The organism is Sphingomonas sp. (assembly GCF_041661825.1).
In the GTDB taxonomy this organism is placed as follows: Bacteria; Pseudomonadota; Alphaproteobacteria; order Sphingomonadales; family Sphingomonadaceae; genus Sphingomonas.
In genome coordinates, this window is record NZ_JBAZTU010000002.1 from 771,207 (window position 1) to 791,306 (window position 20,100).

Here is a 20,100-nt window from a genome sequence, read left to right on the forward strand (position 1 = left end):
CGGCGGCGGAGGCTCGATGCCTCCGGCGGCGCTTTTATCGGTGAGGTAGGAAGGCTCGCTTCGCTCGCCACCCACCCCCTGCCCCCTCCCTTGCAGGGAGGGGAAGAACAGGCTCAGTCAGCGCGCCTTACATAGGTCTGCTCGTACACATCGACCACGATACGCGTGCCCGCGCCGATATGCGGGGGGACCATCACGCGAACGCCGTTCTCGAGGATCGCGGGCTTGTAGCTGGACGAGGCCGTCTGGCCCTTCACCACCGCATCGGCCTCGACGATCAGCGCTTCGATCGTGTCGGGGAGCTGCACCGAGATCGGGCGCTCCTCCCAGAGCTCCATCACCACGTCCATGCCATCCTGCAGGAACGCTGCCGCATCGCCGAGGATGCCGGCGTCGAGCGTGATCTGCTCGTAATTGATCTTGTCCATGAAGGTCAGCTGATCGCCCTCGCGGAACAGGAACTGGAAATCGGTGGTTTCCAGCCGCACTTTCTCTAGCGATTCGGCCGAGCGGAAGCGGACATTGTTCTTGCGGCCGTCGATGAGGTTCTTCATCTCGACCTGCATATAGGCACCGCCCTTACCCGGCTGCGTGTGCTGGATTTTCACCGCGCGCCAGATGCCGCCTTCATATTCGAGGATGTTGCCGGGACGAATCTCGACCGCGTTGATCTTCATGGGGATGCCTGTGATGGAAAGAGCGAAGGCGGGGCCTTTAGCGTTGAGAGGGCTTTCCGGCAAGGTACGGGTAAGGATTGACGTCCTGCGCCTGGTACCAATGCTGTTCGGGCGTGGTGCGGCTGAGCCCGAAATGGAGGTGGAAATTGCCTGCCCCGGCATTGCCGGTATCGCCGACATAGCCGAGCGCATCCCCGGTCTTCACCACCTGCCCTTCATGGATTCCCGGCGCATAGGCGGCGAGATGCGCGTAATAATAGACCCATGACCGGTCCGGCGACCGGACATAGAGCGTCGTGCCGCCCGCCACGCTCTGGAACAGCTTCTCGATCGTGCCCGGCGCCGCCGCGGTCACCAAAGTGCCGCCGGGCGCCATGATGTCGGTGCCGTGATGCTGGCGGGCGCCGCCCTCACGCGGATCTTCCCAGCTGTCGGCGATCGCGCTCCGCGCCACGCCTGCGACGGGAATGGCGAGCGGCCCGCCCGGATCGGCCACGACCTGGCCCGGCGCCGATGTCGTCGCGGTCGTCGTCACCATCGCCATCGCCACCTTGGGCTGCTGCTTCGCGTCGGGCAGCGCCCGACCGAACAGCAACAGGGCCACAAAGATGCCGGCAACGCCGCACACCAGCATCAGAAGGCCGCAGCCGAGCTTTCTCATCGCGTCATTCCTGGAACACAGCCGGCGTGCCCGGCTTCACCATCAGCGACAGGCGCGCCGCATCCCAGTTGCTGAGGCGGATGCAGCCATGGCTTTCGGCGCGGCCGACCGTGCTCGGCTCGGGCGTGCCATGGATGCCATAATGCGGCTTGGACAGATCAAGCCAGATCACCCCAACCGGGCCATTGGGCCCCGGCGGCAGCCTGGCGGCCTTGGCGCTGTCCTTCGCATCCCAGAACAGGTCCGGATTATAATGGAAGGGCGGGTTGTAGGAGGCACCCTGGATCTTCCAGGTACCGACCGGCAGCGGATCGTGCGTGCTGCCCATGGTCGCCTGGAACTGACCAACGAGCTTGCCGTCCTTGTCGAGCACGCGCAGCACCTCGTCCGACTTGTCGACCACCACTTTCGCTCCCTCGGGCTGGTCGGCCGACACGTTCAGGTCATTGAGCGTCTTGCGCCAGTCGGCCGGCAGTTTCGCGTCATAGGCGCGCGACAGCGGCAATGCGTTGGGGAAGGTCACCATCGTGCCCGGTTCAAGCCGGGTCTCCGGGTTATTCAGCGCGACCAGCACCGCAGGCGTGGTGTGGAACATCTCCGCCAGCTTCTCCATCGGCGAGCTATAGCCGAGCGCGAGGAGCTTCGCCTGTTGCTGCGGGTCCTTGGGAAACGGGTAGGTGAAAGGCCCGGCCAGCGTATCCGCCGTGAGCGCCAGCGTCCGCGTCGGCCGCCAGGCGCGATAGGGATGGAGCGCCCACAGGGTCGCCTTGTCGATTTCCCCGGTGACCTTGAGGCCGCGATTTTCCTGGAACCCCTTCAGCGCAGCGGTGAGCGACTTGCCGGCCCGACCATCAAGCATGCCGGGCGAGAAGCCGAGATGATCGAGAATCACCTGAACATGCAGGGTCGAGCGATCAACCGTTTGAGCATTCTTAAGCTTTGTTCCCGGGTCGGCCGCACTAACGGGGCCAATCGAGGCAAAAGCGAGACAGGCCGCAGTGACCGTTATTTTTCTCATAGTTTCAAGTTCCTAGATTAGTCGTCATGCAATCAACGATGGACAGCCGGCTTGTTTCCGGCCCGGAACAAGTCGAGGGCCCCATCTTCTCGCGACGCGCCCTGATCGGCGGCGCGATGGCGGCCGGCGCGGCGCTCGCCTTTCCCCTGCCCGCAATGGCCGCTGGCAAGGAGCTACGGCTGGCGATCCGCAACGTGCACAACAACGAGAGTGTCGACGCCGTTTTCGCGCGGGGCGGCAGCTTCGTCGCCGATGGGCTTGCCGAGCTGAACCACGGCCTGCGCGACTGGCGGACGGGCCAGATCCACCCGATGGACCGCAAGCTGCTCGCGCTGCTCGTCCGGCTTCGCGAGAAGCTGGAAGTAAGCGGCAGCCGCAAGATCGACCTGATTTCGGGCTATCGCTCCCCCCAGACCAATGCGTCGCTGCGCGCCCATGGCGGCGAGCGCACCGGCGTTGCGAGCCAGAGCCAGCACATGCTCGGCAAGGCGACCGATATCATGATCCCTGGCGTGTCGCTGGAGCGGCTGCGTGGCGCGGCGCTCGCGCTGGGCGGCGGCGGGGTCGGCTATTATCCGCGCGACGGCTTTATCCATGTCGATACGGGCCCGGTGCGTCGCTGGCAGCAGACATAAGCGCCGACCCATAGTATAGCCGCCGCGACCACGACCCTGGGGGCCGCCATTTCCATGCTTCGATTCGCAACGAACCTCGCCCGGAAGCTCACGCCGGACGCCGTCCGACCCTATCGCTACTTCGCCGCGCTGGCGCGCGACCGCACTGGACAGCAGGTGATCGACGGCCCGTTCAAGGGCCTGCGCTATATCGATCGGTCGGTCGGCAGCGCCTATGTCCCCAAGCTGCTGGGCATCTATGAGCGTGAGCTGGCGGCGGTGGTCGAGAAGATCATTGCATCGAAGCCGTCGCTGATCGTCGATGTCGGTGCGGCCGAGGGCTATTATGCCGTCGGCCTTGCCTCGCGCCTCCCCGACACGCAGATGATCGCGTTCGAGATGGAGGCCAGCGGCCGCACCGCGATCGCCGAGATGGCCGCTGCCAACAATGTCACCGACCAGGTGACCATCCTGGCGACGTGCGAGCCCGAGGGCCTGAATGCGGTGCTCGACGGGAAGAGCGGCGCAGTCGTGATCATGGATGTCGAGGGTTATGAGAGCGTGCTGCTCGACCCGGCAAAGGTACCGGCGCTCGCCACCGCGACCTTCCTGCTCGAGCTGCACGAGTTCGCGGTGCCGGGCATTACCGAGATCATCGCCCAACGGTTCGAGAAGACTCACGACCTCCAGCACATCTGGGCGGAGGACCGCAGCCGCGCCGACTTCCCCTGGCGCACCACGGTGACCAGCTTGTTGCCCGGCAGCTATATCGACGGCGCAGTCAGCGAAATGCGGCCCCCGCGCATGTCCTGGTATTATGCCAGGCCCAAGGGTTGAATCGACCTGGGGTTATTTGACGAGGACTGCCTCGAACGCCTTGATCGCGGCAGCCTCGTCCCCGCCCCACACAGCATTGGAAACCGCCAGGAAATCGGCGCCCGCTTTTACCAGCGTCGGGGCGTTGGCGGGCGTGATGCCGCCGATCGCGACACAGGGTATTTCGAACACCGTCGTCCACCAGCTCAGGATCGAGGGATCGGGGTGGTGGCTCACCTCTTTGGTGGTGGTCGGATAGAAGGCGCCGAACGCGACATAGTCGGCCCCGGCCTCGCCTGCTTCCATCGCCAGGTGGCGGCTGTCGTGGCAAGTTACGCCGATCTGCGTCGTCGGCCCGAGCACCGAACGCGCCTCGCGCGGATCGCCATCGCCCTGCCCCAGATGCACGCCATCGGCGCCGAGCCGCTTGGCGAGCGAGATGCTGTCGTTGACGATGAACGCCACCTCCCGCTCGGCACAGATTGCGCGGAGCGGCTCGCCCAGGCGGGTCGCTTCGTGCTGATCCACATCCTTCACGCGGAACTGGAACGCCGCGACCGGCCCGGCATCGAGCGCGCGGGCCAGCCGGTCGGGGAAGGCACCGCCGACGTCGAGCGGGGACACCAGATAGAGCTGGCAGGGCGGCCGCCGGATGTCGCGGGTGAACTTGGCCGCGAAATCGGGATCGAGCGGGCCGAGGGGATCGTCTTCAGTCATTCGGCGGCGCCTAGCACGGCCAGCAGGAACCCGTCCCACTTCTTTGCGCCGACCGTCTGGACCGCCGTCGCGTTCAGCCGGGGCTCGGCAGCGACTGCCTCGAACAGCGCGCGGGTGCCCCGGATGCGATCGTCGTCGCTATCCGCGTCGAGCACCCCGCCCTCGCGCACGACATTGTCGACGATGATCGTCGAACCGGGGCGCCCGAGTGCCATCGCCGCGCGCAGATAGGCGACATTGCTCGGCTTGTCGGCGTCGATGAAGATGAAGTCGAACGGCCCCTCGCCGCCCGTGATCATCGCGTCGAGCGACTCGATCGCCGGGCCGACGCGGACGTCGACCTTGTCGGCGAATCCTGCCGCTGCGATGTTGCCGCGGGCGACGTCGGCATGGTGCGGTTCAAGCTCCAGCGTGACCAGCCGGCCGTCTTCGGGCAGCGCCCGCGCGAGCCAGATCGTCGAATAGCCGCCAAGCGTCCCGACCTCCAGAATGCGCCGGGCGCCGGCCATGCGGGCGAGCAAGTGGAGCATCTTGCCCTGCGCCGCGGACACGTCGATCGCGGGCAAGCCGCCCGCCTCGTTCGCGGCAAGCGCCGCATCGAGCACCGGATCGGTGCCCAGCAAATGGCCGACGATATAGTCGTCGACGGCGGTCCAGGCGGCGTCGCTCATTTGGTCGCGCCCGGCACGCCGCTGATCGGCCGGGTCTGCGCGCCGCTTTCGAAACCGGCGATCAGCGGACGGCCCTTGGCGATCGCCTCCTTCACCGCGGGCAGGGAGAGCGATGCGTCATGCGCGGCCTTGCTCTCCCATATTTCGGTGATCCAGAGCGCGTCGGCATCGGCGAGATCCTCGGCGACGACATAGCTGATACAGCCCGGCATCGTCTCCGAGCCGCCCGCCAGCAACGCCGCGAGCGCGTCACGCTGGCCGGGCTTGGCCTTCAGCTTGCCGATGAGTCCGAACATCGCACCGTCCTCCGCCATGAGGGGCGTGGCGCTGCCGATCATCGCGATCGCCACCGCCCCGCCGACAAAGCCGCGCCGTCCGATGACCGGCGCGTCGCTCATTCCTCGTTCTTGTAGATGCGTACCAGCTTGTCGAGCATCGCCAGCGCTTCGTCGCGCGGGCGCTGGAAGGTGTTGCGGCCGATGATCGAGCCGTTGCCGCCGCCGTCGCGGATGTCGCGCGCATCCTGATAGACCGCATCGGCCCCCTTGGCCGCGCCACCCGAGAACACCACGATGCGGCGCCCGGCAAAGCTCGACTGCACGACGTGCTTCACGCGGTCCGACTGTTTCGACCAGTCGGTGCCCTCGTACATCGGCTTGGCTTCCTTCTGCTCGATATGATCGCTGGGCAGCTTCACCTTGATGATGTGCGCGCCGAGCAGGGCGGCCATGTGCGCCGCATAGGCGCCGACATCGAGCGCGAGCTCGCCCGACTTGGGCAGCGCGCCGCCGCGCGGATAGGACCAGATGACAGTGGCGATGCCGAGCGCCTTGGCCTCGGCCGAGAGCTCGCGGATCTGGCCGATCATCGAGAAGAGATCGTCCGAGCCGGGATAGATGGTGAAGCCGATCGCCGAGCAGCCGAGCCGCACCGCGTCCTCGACGCCGGCGGTGACGGCCTGGTTCGCGCCCTGGGCCCAGCTGTTCGAGCTGTTGACCTTCAGGATGGTCGGGATCTGGCCGGCAAAGGTCTCGGCGCCCGCCTCGATCATGCCGAGCGGCGCTGCGTAGGCGGAGAGCCCGGCGTCGATCGCGATCTGATAGTGATAATGGGGATCATAGGCCGCGGGGTTGACCGCGAAGCTGCGCGCCGGACCATGTTCGAAACCCTGGTCGACCGGCAGGATGATGAGCTTGCCGGTGCCACCGAGCTTGCCGTGCATCAGGATGCGGGCGAGGTTCGCCTTCACGCCGGCATTGTCGGACTCGTACTTGTCGAGAATGGCCTTCACGGTCGGCGTCATCGCGATCCCTTTGCTGCTGCAGATGCTGCGCGGCTGTTAGCTTGCGATCGCGCCAGGGGCAACGGGCGTGCCGCGGCGGGGAACAGGCCGTGCCGGCCCCTCCCCTCATATTGACGCGGCCTCTCGCCTGCATCAGGTTCGCAACAAAGGGGAAAATATCATGAGGCCGTCCTTCTCGCACTGGTTGAAGCTGCTCGGCCTGGGCATGGGCGCCCTGTTCCTGACCGCCGCCAAGGAGCCCAAGGTCGGTGACGTCGCCCCCAATTTCGAGCTGACCATGATCGACGGATCAAGGGTGACGCTCGACCAGCTCCGCGGCCAGGTGGTGGTGCTCAATTTCTGGGCCACGTGGTGCGTGCCCTGCCGCGAGGAACTCCCGCTGCTGGATCGATATTATGACATCCAGCAGAAGGCGGGCCTGAAAGTCTTCGCGATCGCGACCGAGGATTCAGTGCCGCTGTCCCAGCTCAAGAAACTCTTCGCCGTGATGCACATCCCGTCGGCGAAGCGGATCAAGGGCGGCTATCCCATCCTGAAAGGCGTGCCGACCAACTACGTCATCGATCGGTCGGGCCATATCCGCTACGCCAAGGCGGGGGCGTTCGATCTCGATGCGCTCAATCAGATCATCGTGCCATTGCTCAGGGAGCCGGTTCCGGCAGCGGCAGTCGCCACGAACTGAGTCCCCTCGCACACGCGAATAGCGGGAGCGGCGCTGCCGCCCAACGCCCGGCAGGATCTGCTGAGGCGGCATCGTCACATGATTGTCGCGTCCGGGGTTCAAGATGACCCCGGCGGGGAAATCGCATGGAGACTCCGACATGACCGATGCACCGACGGACAATGAAATCGACATCGACGATATCGAAATCGACGAATCGGATTGGCTCATCGCTTCGAACAAGATCGAAGGCACGGCCGTCTTCAACGAAGACGGTGACAAGCTCGGCACGATCCACAACTTCATGGTCGACAAGCAGTCGGGCCAGGTCGAATATGCCGTGCTTACCTTTGGCGGACTGTTCGGCCTGGGCGCCGATTATTATCCGCTCCCGTGGGAATCGCTGACCTACGAGCCCGAGCAGGGCGGGTATGTCGTCGATATCGACAAGGAGATGCTCGAAAAGGCGCCGCGCTACGGTGCCGATGAAGAGCCGAGCTTCGACCGCGCCTATGGCGAGCAGGTCTATACCTATTACGGCCTCCCCTATCCCTGACGCCGAGCGCGCATGGCCCGCCCGGCCGGGCAGTTTTCAAGCTTCGGAGCGGCGTTGCCGGGTGCGCCCTCCAGATTTTCCAGGGCGGCCCCGCGGCCATGACGCGCGCGGTGCCAGTGAAGCGTTTCGGAATGACGGGTTTACGCCGCGTATCGGGGCCAGTTGTCGCAGCGATTCCAACAATAAGAGGGAGGGCTTCCTGTGAACGCAAAACTGCTCGCCGCGGTCGCGGCACTTGGATTGTTGAGCGCCTGTAGCGGAGAGGCCGCGTCGGAGAGCGCCGCGGCGCAGGCCAAGGCAAGCGTGTCGGGTGCCGGCGCGACCTTCCCCGCACCGCTCTATGCCAAATGGGCGGAAGCGTATCGGACCGAAGGCGATGTCGCGGTCAATTATCAGCCGGTCGGCTCGGGCGACGGCATCAAGCAGATCGAAGCCGGCAAGGTCGATTTCGGTGCGTCGGACCGGCCGCTCCAGCCGGAAGAGCTGGACAAGAATGGCCTTTATCAGTTTCCGACCGTCATCGGCGGCGTCGTGCCGGTGGTCAACCTGCCGGGCATCCAGCCGGGCCAGGTCAAGCTCACCGGTGCCGTGCTCGGCGACATCTATCTCGGCAAACTGGAGAAGTGGAACGCACCCGAGATCGTCGCGCTCAACCCCGGCCTGACCCTGCCCAATCTGCGCATCACCCCGGTACACCGGTCGGACGCGTCCGGGACCAGCTTCCTGTTCACCTCCTATCTGGCGATGAAGAATCCGGCCTGGAGCGCCAAGGTGGGCGCGAGCGACTCGGTCACCTGGCCGGCCGGTATCAGCGGCCAGGGCAATGAGGGGGTCGCGTCATCGGTGCAGGTCGCCCCTGGCTCGATCGGCTATGTCGAATATGCCTTTGCCAAGCAGACCAGGGCGATCCACGTCCTGCTGCAGAACAGTGCCGGCGCTTATCCCCAGCCATCCGCCAGGTCGTTCGCGGCCGCTGCGCTGGGCGCCGACTGGGCGCACGCGCCGGGCAATTATCTGCTGCTGCTCGATCAGGCGGGCGCACCGAGCTGGCCGATCACGGGGGCGACCTTCATCCTCCTGCCCAAGAACAAGGCCGATGCCGCCAAGCGGGCTACGGTGCTCCAATTCTTCGACTGGGCGTATCGAAACGGCGACCAGGCCGCCGGACGCCTGGATTATGTGCCGCTGCCGCAATCCATCAAGGAACGCATGCGTCAGCAATGGGCGTCGACCATCACCGCGAACGGCAAGCCGGTTTATACGATAGCGCCCTGACCGCCCAAGGCTTGTCCGCGGGGATTTCCCGTCAGTCGTGGACCTGCGAGCCGGTGAAACCACGCAGGTTGATCGTGAGCTGGAGGTTCAGCGCGTGGTCCATCTGTGCCTGAGCACCGCCACGACCCGGGCGATACTGGTTGAGATAGCCGATGTCGCTCGTGACCGCGCGTCCGAGCGGCAGCGTGACGCCGACGATGTTGCGCATCCGTTCATACCCGGCGCGCTGTCCCCATCTCGTGCTGTTGGGGAGGAAGAAGCTTTCATGGCTGGCGAACAGCGCCACGCCCTTGGTGCCGAGCCGGTGATTGTAGCGGACGAGCGGGCGGACGCGGAAACCCACTTCGCCGCCGCGCGGGTTGAAACGCTCGTCGACCCGGAAACGGGTCGTGACGGGTCCGAACGTCCCCACCACCTGCTGACGCAGGCGGTTCTCATCGGCGGCCGTGTTGCCGTTATGCGCACCGACCCAGCGATAGCCGAAACCGAATTCGATCCGTTTGGAGGTGCGATAGCCCAGCAGGCCGCCGAACTCGGTCTGGTACAGCCCGTCCTGCCGGTCGCTGAAGCGCGCGATCTGCTCCAGCGTAATCCGCACCCGATCCGTGAGCGGTACGTTGGTGTTGATCTGCAGCCATAGCTGCTCGTCCTGTTGCTGCGCGTGTGCGGGCATTGCCGCCGACACCAGCGGTGCGGCGAGGAGCAACCGGCACAGGGCGGCGCGTTGAGGGCGGGCGAGCATGCGCAACCGTAGCGCGATCCGTGCAGTTGTCATGTGCCGACCAATCGCCTCCCGTTGGAACCGTGACGGAAAGCCCGCCTTCCTACGCCGTGAGCGCCGCAACCCCGGGCAACTCCTTGCCTTCCATCCATTCGAGGAACGCCCCGCCGGCAGTCGAAACGAAGGTGAAGTCGTCCCCTGCCCCGGCCTGATTGAGCGCCGCCACGGTATCGCCGCCGCCCGCCACCGAGACGAGCGAGCCGTCGCGGGTGAGCGCGGCTGCGGTGCGCGCAAGTGCTACCGTCGCCGTATCGAAGGGCGGCGTCTCGAAGGCGCCGAGCGGGCCGTTCCATACCAGGGTGCGGCAGTTCTTGAGCACATCGGCCAGCGCCTCGACCGCAGCGGGGCCGACATCGAGGATCATCTCGTCCGCCGCGACCTCGTGCACGTTGACGGTGCGGACTGGTGGGTTGGCGCGGAATTCCTTCGCGACCACCACATCGTACGGCAGATGGATGGTGCAATTGGCGCGTTCTGCTGCCTCGAAGATCTCTTCGGCAGTGCCGGTCAGGTCATGCTCGCACAGCGACTTGCCGACATCGACGCCGCGCGCGGCGAGGAAGGTGTTGGCCATGCCGCCGCCGATGATCAGGTGATCGACCTTCGCGACGAGATGCTTGAGCACGTCGAGCTTGGTCGAGACCTTGGCCCCGCCGACCACTGCCGCGACCGGATGTTCGGGATTGCCCAGCGCCTTGTCGAGCGCGGTCAATTCCGCTTCCATCGCGCGGCCCGCAAAGGCCGGGAGGACATGCGCGAGACCCTCGGTCGACGCATGGGCGCGGTGCGCGGCGGAGAAGGCGTCGTTGACGTACAGGTCGCCGAGCTTCGCCATCTCGGCGGCCAGTTCGGGGTCGTTCTTTTCCTCGCCGGCATGGAATCGGGTATTCTCCAGCACCGCAATGTCGCCGTCCTTCAACGTCGCGATCGCCTCGGCGGCGCCCTCGCCCACGCAATCCTCGATGAAGCGCACCGGGCGACCGAGCACCTGACTATAGGGCTTGGTCACCAGCGCGAGCGACATCTCCGGATCGCGCTTGCCCTTGGGGCGGCCAAAATGGGCGAGGATCAGGACGATCGCACCGCGGTCCGCCAGCTCGGTCACGGTCGGCAGGGTCGCGCGGAAGCGGGTGTCGTCAGTGACGGCACCGTCGGCCATGGGCACGTTCAGGTCCTCGCGGACCAGCACGCGCTTGCCGGACACATCGCCCATGTCGTCGAGCGTCTTGAATGGCTTGGTCATCTCGTCCTCGCTAACCCCGTGGTTCGATTCCGCGCCCTTACAGGAACGCGGCCATCGCGCCGGCGGTGTCGACCATGCGGTTGGAGAAGCCCCATTCATTGTCGTACCAGCTGACGACGCGGACGAGCTTGCCGTCGAGCACCGCCGTCTCGAGGCTATCGATCGTCGAGCTTGCCGAGGTGTGCATCAGGTCGATCGAGACGAGCGGCTCGTCGGTGTAATCGAGGATGCCAACCAGCGGCCCGCTTTCCGATGCCGCCTTGAGGATCGCGTTGACCTCTTCCTTGGTCGTGTCGCGCTTCGGCGTGAAGGTCAGGTCGATCAGCGAGACGTCGGGCACCGGCACGCGGATCGCCGAACCGTCCAGCTTGCCCTTGAGCTCGGGCAGGACCTCGCCCACGGCGCGGGCAGCGCCCGTGGTGGTCGGGATCATCGACATGGCGGCAGCGCGGGCGCGGCGCAGGTCGGGGTGGATCTGGTCGAGGATCTTCTGGTCGTTGGTGTAAGCGTGGATCGTGGTCATCAGGCCGCGCTCGATGCCGATCGCATCGTTCAGTACCTTGGCGACCGGCGCCAGGCAGTTGGTCGTGCACGATGCGTTGGACACGATGTTGTGGCCGGCCTCGAGCTTGTCGTTGTTGACGCCGAACACGACGGTCAGGTCGACGCCCTTGGCCGGGGCCGAGATCAGCACCTTCTTGGCACCCGCATCGATATGCTTCTGGGCGCTCTCGCGGTCCGTGAAGAAGCCGGTGCATTCGAGCACGATGTCCACGCCCAGCTCGGCATGCGGCAGCTTGGCCGGATCGCGCTCGGCGGTGACGCGGATGCGCTTGCCGTCAACGACCAGGTCATTGCCCTCGGCCGAGACCTTGCCCGGATATTTGCCGTGCACCGAGTCGCGCGAGAACAGCCAGGCATTCGACTTGGCGTCGGCAAGGTCGTTGATCGCGACGAGCTCAAGTCCCGTATCGCCCCGCTCGAGTACCGCCCGTGCAACGAGGCGACCGATACGCCCGAAACCATTGATCGCAACCTTCACCGTCATCGCAATTACCTCCGTCGCGGATACCGGGCGCGGCGCTGATATGCGCGAAAGGGCGACCGGCGAGTCTGATAAGCCGCGCGGTCTTTGCGGTGGGCGGACCCGCCCGTCAACCGCAGGACGCCAAATCGATCTTGCCCGCCCGTAAAGCCATGCTATCCGGGAGCGATGGCAGACGAGACGCCTCCGCCCGCGCTCGACCGGATCGATCGCGCGATTGCTAGAATCGAAGCAGCAGTGGCTGAGCGCGATCGTGTGGCCGAGGCGGCGGTGCGCCGTCACGCGGTGCTGCGCGCCAGGATCGAGCAAGCGGTGGCGACGCTGGACGACGTCATTGCGCGTGGCGAAGGCGGATAATGGCCGACGTCACCCTCACCATCGGCGATCGCCGCCACACCGTCGCCTGCCGCGATGGCGAGGAGCCGCAGCTGCGCAAGCTGGGCGAACTGCTCGACAAGCATTGGTCGACCGCCGCGCGCGCCTCTGGCGGGCTGAACGGCGAGCGGACGATGTTGTTCGTCGCACTGATGCTGGCGGACGAGCTGGACGAGGCGCATCGCCGCCCGCCCGAAGGCGCCGGAGCGGTGATGCTGGAACAGGTCGCCGAACGGCTGGAACGACTTGCGGCGGCCCTTGAGAATTAACCCCTTGGGGCCTATATCCGTCAGTGGCGGGCACTGCCCGGTACGAGCCTTACCGATTATCCCTGAGGCGATTATTCTTCCTAGGGGGTTGTCCCTGCGCTGGCCCTGGCCTGTCGTACACGATCCCCACCTGATGCTAACGGCGTCAGAGGATATTCAGGCAAACGGCCATGGCGGTCCCGCCACCGCTCTTGATGGGGCGTGGACATGAACCCCGAAAAATCCGCTCTGCGCGCCCGCATCCGTGCCGAGCGCGACCGTTTCTTCGCTGGCGGCCCGCCCGCGATCGACCCACCCCTTGCCCTGCTTGCCCGGCTCGAACACGGCCTGACCGTCGCCTCCTATGTGCCGATGGGCAGCGAGATCGATCCGTCGCCGCTCGCCCGCGCCGCGGTCGAGCGCGGGTGCGCGATCGTGTTGCCGCACGTCACCGTGCGTTCGCAGCCAATGCGGTTCCTTGCCTGGGACAGCGAGGCGGCGCTGATCGACGGCCCATTCGGCCTGTCGCAGCCGCATCACGAGGCAGCGGCGATGGCGCCCGACATCATCCTGACGCCGCTGCTCGCCTTCGATTCGGCGCTGAACCGACTCGGCCAGGGCGCCGGCTATTACGACCGCGCCTTCACGCAATTCCCGGACGCGTGGCGCGTCGGGGTTGCCTGGTCGGTGCAACAGGTCGAAAGCCTGCCGCAAGAGCCGTGGGACGTGCCGCTCCACGCCATCATCACCGAACGAGACTGGATCACGCCGCAATGACCCCTTCCTGGCGCAAACCCGTCGGCATGCTCGCGATCCTCGGCATGATCCTGGTCTGGGTGGTGCTGGTCGCCAGCCTGTCGGGCGTGATCGGCCAATGGCACGTGCTGCTGCAGCTCGGTTTCTATCTGGTGGCCGGAATCGTCTGGCTGTGGATATTGCCGATGCGCCGCATGCTGCGCTGGATGGAGACGGGGATCTGGTGACGCCACCGCGCGGCGACGGATTGGTGCATCGACTTGGCGCCGGCGCGTCGTTACGCTCCTCTTCGCATCGCGACGGAACGGCTCCCCGGCTCTGAGACAAGCGGTGTCGGGGGACAGCCGATGGTGGGCGAGACGAAACCGGCGTGGGCCGCGGTCCAGCAACTGTTCGACGACCTGGTCGACCTTCCTCCCGCCGAGCAAACCAGACACCTCAGCGGAGCTCCGGCGCAACTCGCGCGGCAGGTGGCGGCGTTGCTCGCCGCCTCGGCCGATCCGGGTATCCTGGACATGAAGCCGCCAGTGCTCGGCGACGCCGACGCCGGCGCGGGGTACAGCTCGTTGAGCCCCGGCGATCCGATCGGCGGATTCGTGATCGATCGGCTGATCGGCCGTGGCGGCATGGGCGAGGTCTATCTCGCCCACCGCGCAGCGGCCGATTTCGAGCAGCGCGTCGCGCTCAAGATGCTGCGCGCCGAGGCCGCCGCGCGCGGCGACATGTTCGCCCGCGAACGCCGGTTGCTCGCCCGGCTCGAACATCGCGGCATCGCCCGGCTGATCGACGGTGGCATCGCCCCGGACGGCCGCGCCTATATGGCGATGGACTATGTCGACGGCGCGCCGATCAGCACCTGGTGCAACGATCATGGCGCCGACCTGAGCCGCAGGCTCGCCCTGTTCCGCGAGGTGTGCGAGGCCGTCAGCTACGCGCATGCCAATCTGGTGGTGCACCGCGATCTCACCCCGTCGAACATCCTGATCGACCATAACGGCAATGTCCGCCTGCTGGATTTCGGCATCGCGAAGCTGCTCGACGAAACCAGCATCATGCCGGCAACCACCCAGGCCATGCTCACGCCCGATTATGCGGCACCCGAACAGCTCGATGGCGACGACGCGACGGTCGCGACCGATATCTATGCGCTGGGCGTCATCCTGTACGAGCTCGTGGCCGGCAGAGGCCCGTGGCAGCGGGAAGGAAGCTCCATCCCCGCGATCATTCGCCGCGTGCTCCATGACGATCCGCCATTGCCGAGCAAGGCCGCCGCACGCCCCGGCGCCCCGGTTCCGGCCGCGCGCATCGCCGGCGACCTGGATGCCATCATCCTGAAGGCGATGCGGCGCGAGCCCGCCGACCGGTATCGCAGCGTCACCGAGCTGGCGGACGACGTGCGGCGCCATCAGGAACTGAAACCCGTGCACGCGCGCGGCGGATCGACCCGCTACATGCTGGGCCGGTTCGTGCGTCGCTATCGATGGGCCGTCGGGGCGAGCGTCGCGACGCTGGCGGCGATCCTGATCGGTACCGCCGGCGTTGCATGGCAGGCGCGGAAGACGGCGATCGAGCGCGACCTGGCACTGGGAGAGGCGCGACGTTCCGAGGCGATCGTGCGCATGTTGACCGTGATGTTCCGCGATACGGCCGACACCGACAAGGGTAGCGAGGCGACGGTCAAGCAGATGCTCGACCAGACGGCGACCCGGCTGGTGGACTCGCTCGATACCAGCCCGAAATCGGCAACGCTGATCACCACCTTGTCCGACCTGTATGTGAACCTCGAAGACGATGCCGGAGCGGATTCGCTGCTGCAACGCGCACTGGCGAAGGGCATCGGCAAGGGCGATCCCGTCGCGACCGCGCAGATCAAGGTGCGCCTCGCCTCGTCGGCGGCCTCGCTCAACCGGACGGAGGACATGGCGTCGTTGCTCGATGCGGCCGAGGCAGTGTTCGGGCGCGACCCCGAACGGTTCCGCAGCGAACGGCTCGACATCGCGAGCGTCCGCGCCCAGCTCGCTCGACGCAATGGCGATTACGACACGGCGATCCGCCTGCTCTCCACCAACCTGCCGCTCGCCGAGCGCGTTTATGCCGAGAATCACCGCGACCTGCTCACGCTCTACAACAACCTGCTGGTCTATATGGTCGAGGCGAACCAGCTGGACGCCATGCCGGCGGTATTCGCCCAGGCCGATGCCGTACTGAAGCGTACCGGCCAGGAAGGCAGCACGACCGGGCTGGCGATCGCCTCGCTCAAGGGCGGCCGGTTGCTCAAAATTGGTCAGACGACGCAAGCCGAAGCGATTTTCCGTCAGGTCGCGGCCCGGCGCCGCGCCGTGTTCGGTGAATCTGCCGGGCTGGCGGTCGATCTCCTCCAGCTGGGCCGCACCGAACTGGCGCTCGGTAAATTTGCCGAAGCGCGCCGGACTCTGGAGCAGGCACGGCCGATTGCGATCGACAATCTCGGGCCGCGCGCGGTGATGAGCCTGCTGATCGAGGCTGGCCTGATCGAGGCAATGGCCGAGACCGGCGATACCGCGAGCGCCGAACATTTGATGGCTGAAGTGAGCCCGCTTTTCGCGGCCATAACGAAAGTCGGCCTGCCGCACGGCATATTGGCGCGGGCGCGCGCCATTACCTTCCTGAAACTGGGCCGGTTGAACGAAGCGCGCGTCGAGGTCGATCGAGGGGAGGCGATTCTCCGGAGTCTGGGCCCAGCGGGCGAATCCTACCTCAAATCCTTCCAGACATTGCGGCAGCGGATCGCCAGGGCCGGCTGACACCGCCGCGGCAACGGTCGAACCCTTCGGCTATGCCGCCATCTCGTGATGGATCCAGGCGCGGGCCTGGACCCACCAGCGCCGCACGGTCCGGTCGCTGACGCCCAGCACATTGGCGGTCTCCTGCTCGTCCAGCCCGGCGAAGAAGCGGCAATCGACCAGCAGCGCCAGGTTGGGATCGACCGTCGACAGCGTTTTCAGCGCAGCGCCCAGCCGCACCACCTCATTGTCGTCCGGCACGGCGTTGGCCAGTGAATCGAGCCGCTCGGTAAAGGCGAAAACCTGCCCGTCGCGCTTCGACGTCATCCGGGCCCGCGCCGCATCGATCAGGATGTGGCGGATCGCGGTCGCCGCGCAGCCCAGGAAATGCGTCCGACTCTCCCAGCCCTCGCGTTTGCGCAGCTTCACATAGGCTTCGTTGATCAGGGCGGTGGGCTGCAGCGTCTGCGGAGCGCCCGCCCGGAAATGCTCGCGGCGTGCGATGGCCCGCAACTCGTCATAGAGCGAGGCGACCAGCACATCGACCGGACCCACTGAATTCATGTCGGAGGGCGTGTCCGGTTCGATGGTTTTTTCTCGTCTTGCGTCGCGTCTCTCGGATCGAACGGCACTCCTATGGATGCCGCCGGTGCGAGGCAAGCGCAACCTCGTGCCATTGGCGCGCTGGCGGCGTGGGGCACGGCGCGGGGCTCAATCATGCGTCACCCCTTGGGTCGAAGTTTCTCAACCAGAGGCGGCCGCAGGCCGCGAACAAGGGAATGGACGATGCGCACTTCCACCAAGCTTCTCACCACCGCCGCGCCGCTGGCGCTGATCGCCAGCCTGGCCGTCGCCTCGCCGGCCGCCGCCCAGAACGTCGTCTGCGAGGATACCAACGGCAACCCGTCGGGAATCATCGCCGTCGGTGTCGACGGCTCCGTCGCCTGCGGTCCTGCAGCGACCGCATCCGGCAATGTCGCGGTCGCCGTCGGCGAGTCGGCGAGCGCCGAGGTTCGCGGCGTGGCCGTCGGGTATCAGGCCACCGCCGCCGGCGACGCCACGGCGGTCGGACGGGCGAGCTCCGCCACCGGCCAATATTCGCTTGCCCTCGGCAATTTTGCCGAAGCATCGCAACTCGCGGGGATCGCGATCGGCCAGACCGCAAAGGCGCTGCAGCTCCGGGCAATCGCCCTGGGCTCGTTTTCCATAGCCGGCGGGTATCAGGCGATGGCATTCGGCACGAGCGCGGCGGCCAATGGCAGCAACAGCATCGCGATGGGATCGGATGCCGAATCGAGCAGCACGAGCAGCGTGGCGATCGGCGAGAGCTCCAAGGCGACGGCGGACTATACGCTCGCACTTGGGCAGGGGGCCAAGGCCGAGGTCGCGGACAGCATAGCGATCGGCCACAACGCCCATGCCGTACTCACCGGCGGTGCGGCGGTTTCGGTGGCGATCGGCTCGAATTCGACCTCCTCGATCGGTGGCGTCGCGATCGGCCCGGGCGCCACCGGCGTGGTCGGGGGCACGGCGATCGGCATGAACGCCTCGGCGCGCGACGACAGCGTCTCGCTGGGCACGAACTCAACCGACCTGGTCAACATCGGCGGCGGTTCGGCGTCGACACGGTACAGAGTGGTGTCGGTCGGAAGCGGCACCGACCTGTTCGGTCAGACCATCTTCCAGCGCCAGATCATCAATGTGGCTGCAGGCACCGAGGCATTCGACGCGGTCAACAAGGCGCAGCTGGACGCCGTCGCCGCGCTCGCCAACAATCCCTATATCCGAATCAACAGCAGCGGCGCCGGTGCCGGCGCGACAGGAAGCGACGCCGTCGCGATCGGTTCGGCCAGCGGCGCCGCGGGGACGTACAGCACTGCGCTCGGGACCGCGGCGCAGGCGCTCGACGAACGCTCCATCGCGATCGGAACGGCCGTCACGGCGGGCGGCTCCGGCAGCGTCGCGATCGGGGGCGCGGTCGAGGTGGGCGGCTTTGGGCACAACACCCGGACATCCGGCGACAACGCGGTCGCCATCGGCCTGGGCGCCAAGGCCAATGGCACCGGGGCAGTGGCGCTGGGCGCGTTGACCGATGCATCGTTCAACAGCGTGGCCCTCGGACAGGGCTCGACCACTTATCTCACCAACGGCACCTCCCGCGACAATACGGTGTCGGTGGGCAACGCCAGCACCAATAACGGTGCGGTCGCGTTCCAGCGCCAGATCATCAACGTCGCCGACGGCACGGAGGCAACCGACGCGGTCAATCTCCGCCAGTTGAACGCCGTTTCAGGCGTCGCCAACACGGCACTGGCCAATGCGGCAACGGCCCAGACCACTGCCGATCAGGCGCTCGCGGCGGCGAACAATGCCGGCGCGAGTGGTGCCGCCGCGCAGGCGACCGCGAATACCGCGCTGGCCAATGCCGCCGCGGCGCAAGGCACGGCCAACACCGCCATCGTCAACGCTGCCGCCGCTCAAACGACGGCGAACACGGCGCTCGCCAACGGGGCCTATTTCCGCTCCAACGCGACCGGCCCGGGGCCGCAGGCCACCGGCACCAATGCGATCGCCGTCGGTCCGTCGAGCGTCGCCAGCGGTACCTCCTCGGTAGCGATCGGCGATGGTGCCCGGGCGGTCAACGGCCAGGCCGTGTCGATCGGCGCCGGCAATACCGCGTCCGGCAACGGCGCGGTGGCGATCGGCGACCCCAATGTGGCGACGGGTCAGGGCGCCGTCGCGCTCGGTCACGACAACACGGCAACGGGCCAGGGCGCCGTTGCGATCGGCAACAACAATAGCGCGACCGGCCAGGCCGCCGTCGCCCTGGGCAACAACAGCAGCGCAGGGCAAGCGGGCAGCGTCGCGATCGGCGATGGTGTGGCGACAACGCGCGCAGGCCAGGTCGCGGTCGGCAATTCCAGCACGACCGTCACCGTTGCCGGGATCGTCTCGTCCGCGAGCAGGAACGCGCAGGCCGGCGCGTTGAGCCTGGTGACCACCGATGGCCTGGGCAATCTCGCGACATCGGCGCTCGATATCGGCGTGCTTTCCGGCCTCGGTGGCCGGACCACGGCGCTCGAGGGACGGGCTACGGCGCTCGAGGGGCGAACGACCTTGCTGGAGGGCCGCGCGTCGGCGCTCGAAGGGCGAACCGCGACACTGACGCGCCAGGCACGCCAGGCCGAAGGCGGCATCGCCGCCGCGATGGCCCTTGGCGGAACGCTGCTGCCGCCCGATTCGAAGTTCGCGATCTCGTTCAACCTGGCGACCTATCGGGGGCAGCAGGGCTTCTCGGGTGCCGCGGTGGCCAAGGTCACCGATCGGATATGGATGAGCGGCGGCATCGCCGGATCGACCGTCAAGGGATCGAGCGGCGGTCGCGTCGGTATGACCTTCGGCTGGTAAGCGCTGGATGAAACGGGCCGGGCCCGAGCGGGAGAGACGACCATGAACACCAGAAAATCGATCGCGGGTGCGGCAACCCTGGCCATCGCCCTCGGTGCGGGCGCCGCACTGGCACAAGCCGCAGGCGTTCAGCCCGGCCAGTGGGAAATCGCGATCACCATCAACTCGATGGAGATGAAGGGTGTGCCCCCCGGCATTGCGAAGATGATGATCGGCAAGACGACCCGCGTCAGGCACTGCATCACGCCCGAGGCCGCCGCGCGCGGCCCCCAGGACCTGTTGAAATCCGACAAGTCCTGCGTGTTCACGCGCTATTCGATGGTCGGCGGGCGGCTCGATTCGGCGATGAGCTGCCGGCAGGGCGGCGGGACGATGACGGCGGTCAGCACCGGCAGCTTCACGCCGACGGGGTTCACTGCGACCGGGCGATCCGTCACCAGCGGCGAGATGGCCACCACCATGACGAGCACCAGCGTCGGACGCCGGATCGGCGACTGCAAATAACGGCGCCCC

The 20,100-nt window shown here is 66.7% G+C and carries 23 protein-coding genes; 12 read left to right on the top strand and 11 right to left on the bottom strand.

Annotation, left to right across the window (positions count from 1 at the left end):
* Positions 1–113 precede the first annotated feature (113 nt).
* From efp to WC729_RS10960, 3 genes are read right to left on the bottom strand one after another with little or no spacing between them, the layout of a single operon-like run.
* Positions 114–677: an elongation factor P gene (efp, locus tag WC729_RS10950; protein ID WP_301085315.1), complete on the bottom strand. Its 564-nt coding sequence runs from the start codon at positions 675–677 to the stop codon at positions 114–116.
* Positions 678–714: 37 nt separating this feature from the next.
* Positions 715–1,338 carry a M23 family metallopeptidase gene (locus WC729_RS10955; protein WP_372852518.1) on the bottom strand — a complete coding sequence of 208 codons (624 nt, stop codon included), beginning with the start codon at positions 1,336–1,338 and terminating at the stop codon, positions 715–717.
* Positions 1,339–1,342: 4 nt separating this feature from the next.
* Positions 1,343–2,356: a L,D-transpeptidase gene (locus tag WC729_RS10960; protein WP_372852520.1), complete on the bottom strand. Its 1,014-nt coding sequence runs from the start codon at positions 2,354–2,356 to the stop codon at positions 1,343–1,345.
* 38 nt (positions 2,357–2,394) lie between these two features.
* On the opposite strand from WC729_RS10960, the gene WC729_RS10965 reads away from it, so the two are divergent.
* Positions 2,395–2,991, top strand: a complete 597-nt coding sequence (locus WC729_RS10965) for a DUF882 domain-containing protein (RefSeq protein ID WP_372852522.1) — start codon at positions 2,395–2,397, stop codon at positions 2,989–2,991.
* Positions 2,992–3,045: 54 nt separating this feature from the next.
* Positions 3,046–3,807, top strand: a complete 762-nt coding sequence (locus WC729_RS10970; RefSeq protein WP_372852524.1) for a hypothetical protein — start codon at positions 3,046–3,048, stop codon at positions 3,805–3,807.
* Between the two features lie 12 nt (positions 3,808–3,819).
* Here the strand turns inward: WC729_RS10970 and thiE are convergent, their stop codons facing one another.
* Genes thiE through WC729_RS10990 form a run of 4 tightly spaced genes read right to left on the bottom strand, consistent with a single transcriptional unit; the run spans position 3,820 to position 6,477 of the window.
* The gene (thiE, locus tag WC729_RS10975) at positions 3,820–4,503 is read right to left on the bottom strand and encodes a thiamine phosphate synthase (protein WP_372852525.1); all 684 of its coding nucleotides are present in this window, start codon (positions 4,501–4,503) and stop codon (positions 3,820–3,822) included.
* Positions 4,500–5,174, bottom strand: coding sequence for an O-methyltransferase (locus WC729_RS10980; RefSeq protein ID WP_372852527.1), 675 nt, complete (start codon positions 5,172–5,174; stop codon positions 4,500–4,502). The genes thiE and WC729_RS10980 overlap by 4 nt, the downstream gene beginning before the upstream one ends.
* Positions 5,171–5,572, bottom strand: a complete 402-nt coding sequence (locus WC729_RS10985) for a putative quinol monooxygenase (protein ID WP_372852529.1) — start codon at positions 5,570–5,572, stop codon at positions 5,171–5,173. Before WC729_RS10985 ends, WC729_RS10980 begins: the two co-directional genes overlap by 4 nt.
* On the bottom strand, positions 5,569–6,477 hold the full coding sequence (locus WC729_RS10990) for a class I fructose-bisphosphate aldolase (protein ID WP_372852531.1): 909 nt from the start codon (positions 6,475–6,477) through the stop codon (positions 5,569–5,571). The genes WC729_RS10985 and WC729_RS10990 overlap by 4 nt, the downstream gene beginning before the upstream one ends.
* Positions 6,478–6,637: 160 nt before the next feature.
* Here WC729_RS10990 and WC729_RS10995 point away from each other — a divergent pair, with 160 nt between their 5' ends.
* The 3 genes from WC729_RS10995 (at position 6,638) to pstS (ending at position 8,969) form a co-directional block, all read left to right on the top strand.
* On the top strand, positions 6,638–7,159 hold the full coding sequence (locus tag WC729_RS10995) for a TlpA family protein disulfide reductase (RefSeq protein ID WP_372852533.1): 522 nt from the start codon (positions 6,638–6,640) through the stop codon (positions 7,157–7,159).
* Between the two features lie 139 nt (positions 7,160–7,298).
* Positions 7,299–7,694 (top strand): PRC-barrel domain-containing protein, encoded by a 396-nt coding sequence (locus tag WC729_RS11000; protein ID WP_372852535.1) that lies wholly within the window; start codon positions 7,299–7,301, stop codon positions 7,692–7,694.
* 201 nt (positions 7,695–7,895) lie between these two features.
* Positions 7,896–8,969 (top strand): phosphate ABC transporter substrate-binding protein PstS, encoded by a 1,074-nt coding sequence (gene pstS / locus WC729_RS11005; protein ID WP_372852537.1) that lies wholly within the window; start codon positions 7,896–7,898, stop codon positions 8,967–8,969.
* 31 nt (positions 8,970–9,000) lie between these two features.
* Here pstS and WC729_RS11010 read toward each other — a convergent pair whose 3' ends face one another.
* The 3 genes from WC729_RS11010 to gap are packed head-to-tail and all read right to left on the bottom strand — an operon-like array spanning position 9,001 to position 12,041.
* Positions 9,001–9,744 carry a DUF2490 domain-containing protein gene (locus tag WC729_RS11010; RefSeq protein ID WP_372852539.1) on the bottom strand — a complete coding sequence of 248 codons (744 nt, stop codon included), beginning with the start codon at positions 9,742–9,744 and terminating at the stop codon, positions 9,001–9,003.
* Between the two features lie 49 nt (positions 9,745–9,793).
* Complete coding sequence (gene pgk, locus WC729_RS11015) at positions 9,794–10,993, bottom strand: phosphoglycerate kinase (RefSeq protein ID WP_372852542.1); 1,200 nt, start codon at positions 10,991–10,993, stop codon at positions 9,794–9,796.
* Positions 10,994–11,030: 37 nt separating this feature from the next.
* Positions 11,031–12,041, bottom strand: coding sequence for a type I glyceraldehyde-3-phosphate dehydrogenase (gene gap / locus WC729_RS11020; protein ID WP_372852545.1), 1,011 nt, complete (start codon positions 12,039–12,041; stop codon positions 11,031–11,033).
* 165 nt (positions 12,042–12,206) lie between these two features.
* Here gap and WC729_RS11025 point away from each other — a divergent pair, with 165 nt between their 5' ends.
* The 5 genes from WC729_RS11025 to WC729_RS11045 all read left to right on the top strand — a co-directional run bounded on the left by WC729_RS11025 (position 12,207) and on the right by WC729_RS11045 (position 16,200).
* Positions 12,207–12,395: a hypothetical protein gene (locus tag WC729_RS11025; protein WP_372852547.1), complete on the top strand. Its 189-nt coding sequence runs from the start codon at positions 12,207–12,209 to the stop codon at positions 12,393–12,395.
* The gene (locus WC729_RS11030) at positions 12,395–12,682 is read left to right on the top strand and encodes a cell division protein ZapA (RefSeq protein ID WP_372852549.1); all 288 of its coding nucleotides are present in this window, start codon (positions 12,395–12,397) and stop codon (positions 12,680–12,682) included. Before WC729_RS11025 ends, WC729_RS11030 begins: the two co-directional genes overlap by 1 nt.
* A 207-nt stretch (positions 12,683–12,889) precedes the next feature.
* Complete coding sequence (locus WC729_RS11035) at positions 12,890–13,438, top strand: 5-formyltetrahydrofolate cyclo-ligase (RefSeq protein ID WP_372852551.1); 549 nt, start codon at positions 12,890–12,892, stop codon at positions 13,436–13,438.
* Positions 13,435–13,644 carry a DUF2842 domain-containing protein gene (locus WC729_RS11040; RefSeq protein ID WP_372852553.1) on the top strand — a complete coding sequence of 70 codons (210 nt, stop codon included), beginning with the start codon at positions 13,435–13,437 and terminating at the stop codon, positions 13,642–13,644. Before WC729_RS11035 ends, WC729_RS11040 begins: the two co-directional genes overlap by 4 nt.
* 120 nt (positions 13,645–13,764) lie before the next feature.
* Positions 13,765–16,200, top strand: a complete 2,436-nt coding sequence (locus WC729_RS11045) for a protein kinase (protein ID WP_372852555.1) — start codon at positions 13,765–13,767, stop codon at positions 16,198–16,200.
* A gap of 30 nt (positions 16,201–16,230) precedes the next feature.
* Here the strand turns inward: WC729_RS11045 and WC729_RS11050 are convergent, their stop codons facing one another.
* Positions 16,231–16,743 (bottom strand): ECF-type sigma factor, encoded by a 513-nt coding sequence (locus WC729_RS11050; RefSeq protein ID WP_372852558.1) that lies wholly within the window; start codon positions 16,741–16,743, stop codon positions 16,231–16,233.
* Between the two features lie 222 nt (positions 16,744–16,965).
* On the opposite strand from WC729_RS11050, the gene WC729_RS11055 reads away from it, so the two are divergent.
* Positions 16,966–19,587, top strand: a complete 2,622-nt coding sequence (locus tag WC729_RS11055; protein WP_372852560.1) for a YadA-like family protein — start codon at positions 16,966–16,968, stop codon at positions 19,585–19,587.
* A gap of 42 nt (positions 19,588–19,629) precedes the next feature.
* The gene (locus tag WC729_RS11060; protein WP_372852563.1) at positions 19,630–20,091 is read left to right on the top strand and encodes a DUF3617 domain-containing protein; all 462 of its coding nucleotides are present in this window, start codon (positions 19,630–19,632) and stop codon (positions 20,089–20,091) included.
* The last annotated feature ends 9 nt before the right edge of the window (positions 20,092–20,100 follow it).

Coding starts and splice junctions, on each gene's coding strand:
- efp (WP_301085315.1), bottom strand. CDS start 677: ATGAAGATCAACGCGGTCGAGATTCGTCCCGGCAACATCCTCGAATAT.
- WC729_RS10955 (WP_372852518.1), bottom strand. CDS start 1,338: ATGAGAAAGCTCGGCTGCGGCCTTCTGATGCTGGTGTGCGGCGTTGCC.
- WC729_RS10960 (WP_372852520.1), bottom strand. CDS start 2,356: ATGAGAAAAATAACGGTCACTGCGGCCTGTCTCGCTTTTGCCTCGATT.
- WC729_RS10965 (WP_372852522.1), top strand. CDS start 2,395: ATGGACAGCCGGCTTGTTTCCGGCCCGGAACAAGTCGAGGGCCCCATC.
- WC729_RS10970 (WP_372852524.1), top strand. CDS start 3,046: ATGCTTCGATTCGCAACGAACCTCGCCCGGAAGCTCACGCCGGACGCC.
- thiE (WP_372852525.1), bottom strand. CDS start 4,503: ATGACTGAAGACGATCCCCTCGGCCCGCTCGATCCCGATTTCGCGGCC.
- WC729_RS10980 (WP_372852527.1), bottom strand. CDS start 5,174: ATGAGCGACGCCGCCTGGACCGCCGTCGACGACTATATCGTCGGCCAT.
- WC729_RS10985 (WP_372852529.1), bottom strand. CDS start 5,572: ATGAGCGACGCGCCGGTCATCGGACGGCGCGGCTTTGTCGGCGGGGCG.
- WC729_RS10990 (WP_372852531.1), bottom strand. CDS start 6,477: ATGACGCCGACCGTGAAGGCCATTCTCGACAAGTACGAGTCCGACAAT.
- WC729_RS10995 (WP_372852533.1), top strand. CDS start 6,638: ATGAGGCCGTCCTTCTCGCACTGGTTGAAGCTGCTCGGCCTGGGCATG.
- WC729_RS11000 (WP_372852535.1), top strand. CDS start 7,299: ATGACCGATGCACCGACGGACAATGAAATCGACATCGACGATATCGAA.
- WC729_RS11010 (WP_372852539.1), bottom strand. CDS start 9,744: ATGACAACTGCACGGATCGCGCTACGGTTGCGCATGCTCGCCCGCCCT.
- pgk (WP_372852542.1), bottom strand. CDS start 10,993: ATGACCAAGCCATTCAAGACGCTCGACGACATGGGCGATGTGTCCGGC.
- gap (WP_372852545.1), bottom strand. CDS start 12,041: ATGACGGTGAAGGTTGCGATCAATGGTTTCGGGCGTATCGGTCGCCTC.
- WC729_RS11025 (WP_372852547.1), top strand. CDS start 12,207: ATGGCAGACGAGACGCCTCCGCCCGCGCTCGACCGGATCGATCGCGCG.
- WC729_RS11030 (WP_372852549.1), top strand. CDS start 12,395: ATGGCCGACGTCACCCTCACCATCGGCGATCGCCGCCACACCGTCGCC.
- WC729_RS11035 (WP_372852551.1), top strand. CDS start 12,890: ATGAACCCCGAAAAATCCGCTCTGCGCGCCCGCATCCGTGCCGAGCGC.
- WC729_RS11040 (WP_372852553.1), top strand. CDS start 13,435: ATGACCCCTTCCTGGCGCAAACCCGTCGGCATGCTCGCGATCCTCGGC.
- WC729_RS11045 (WP_372852555.1), top strand. CDS start 13,765: ATGGTGGGCGAGACGAAACCGGCGTGGGCCGCGGTCCAGCAACTGTTC.
- WC729_RS11050 (WP_372852558.1), bottom strand. CDS start 16,743: ATGAATTCAGTGGGTCCGGTCGATGTGCTGGTCGCCTCGCTCTATGAC.
- WC729_RS11055 (WP_372852560.1), top strand. CDS start 16,966: ATGCGCACTTCCACCAAGCTTCTCACCACCGCCGCGCCGCTGGCGCTG.
- WC729_RS11060 (WP_372852563.1), top strand. CDS start 19,630: ATGAACACCAGAAAATCGATCGCGGGTGCGGCAACCCTGGCCATCGCC.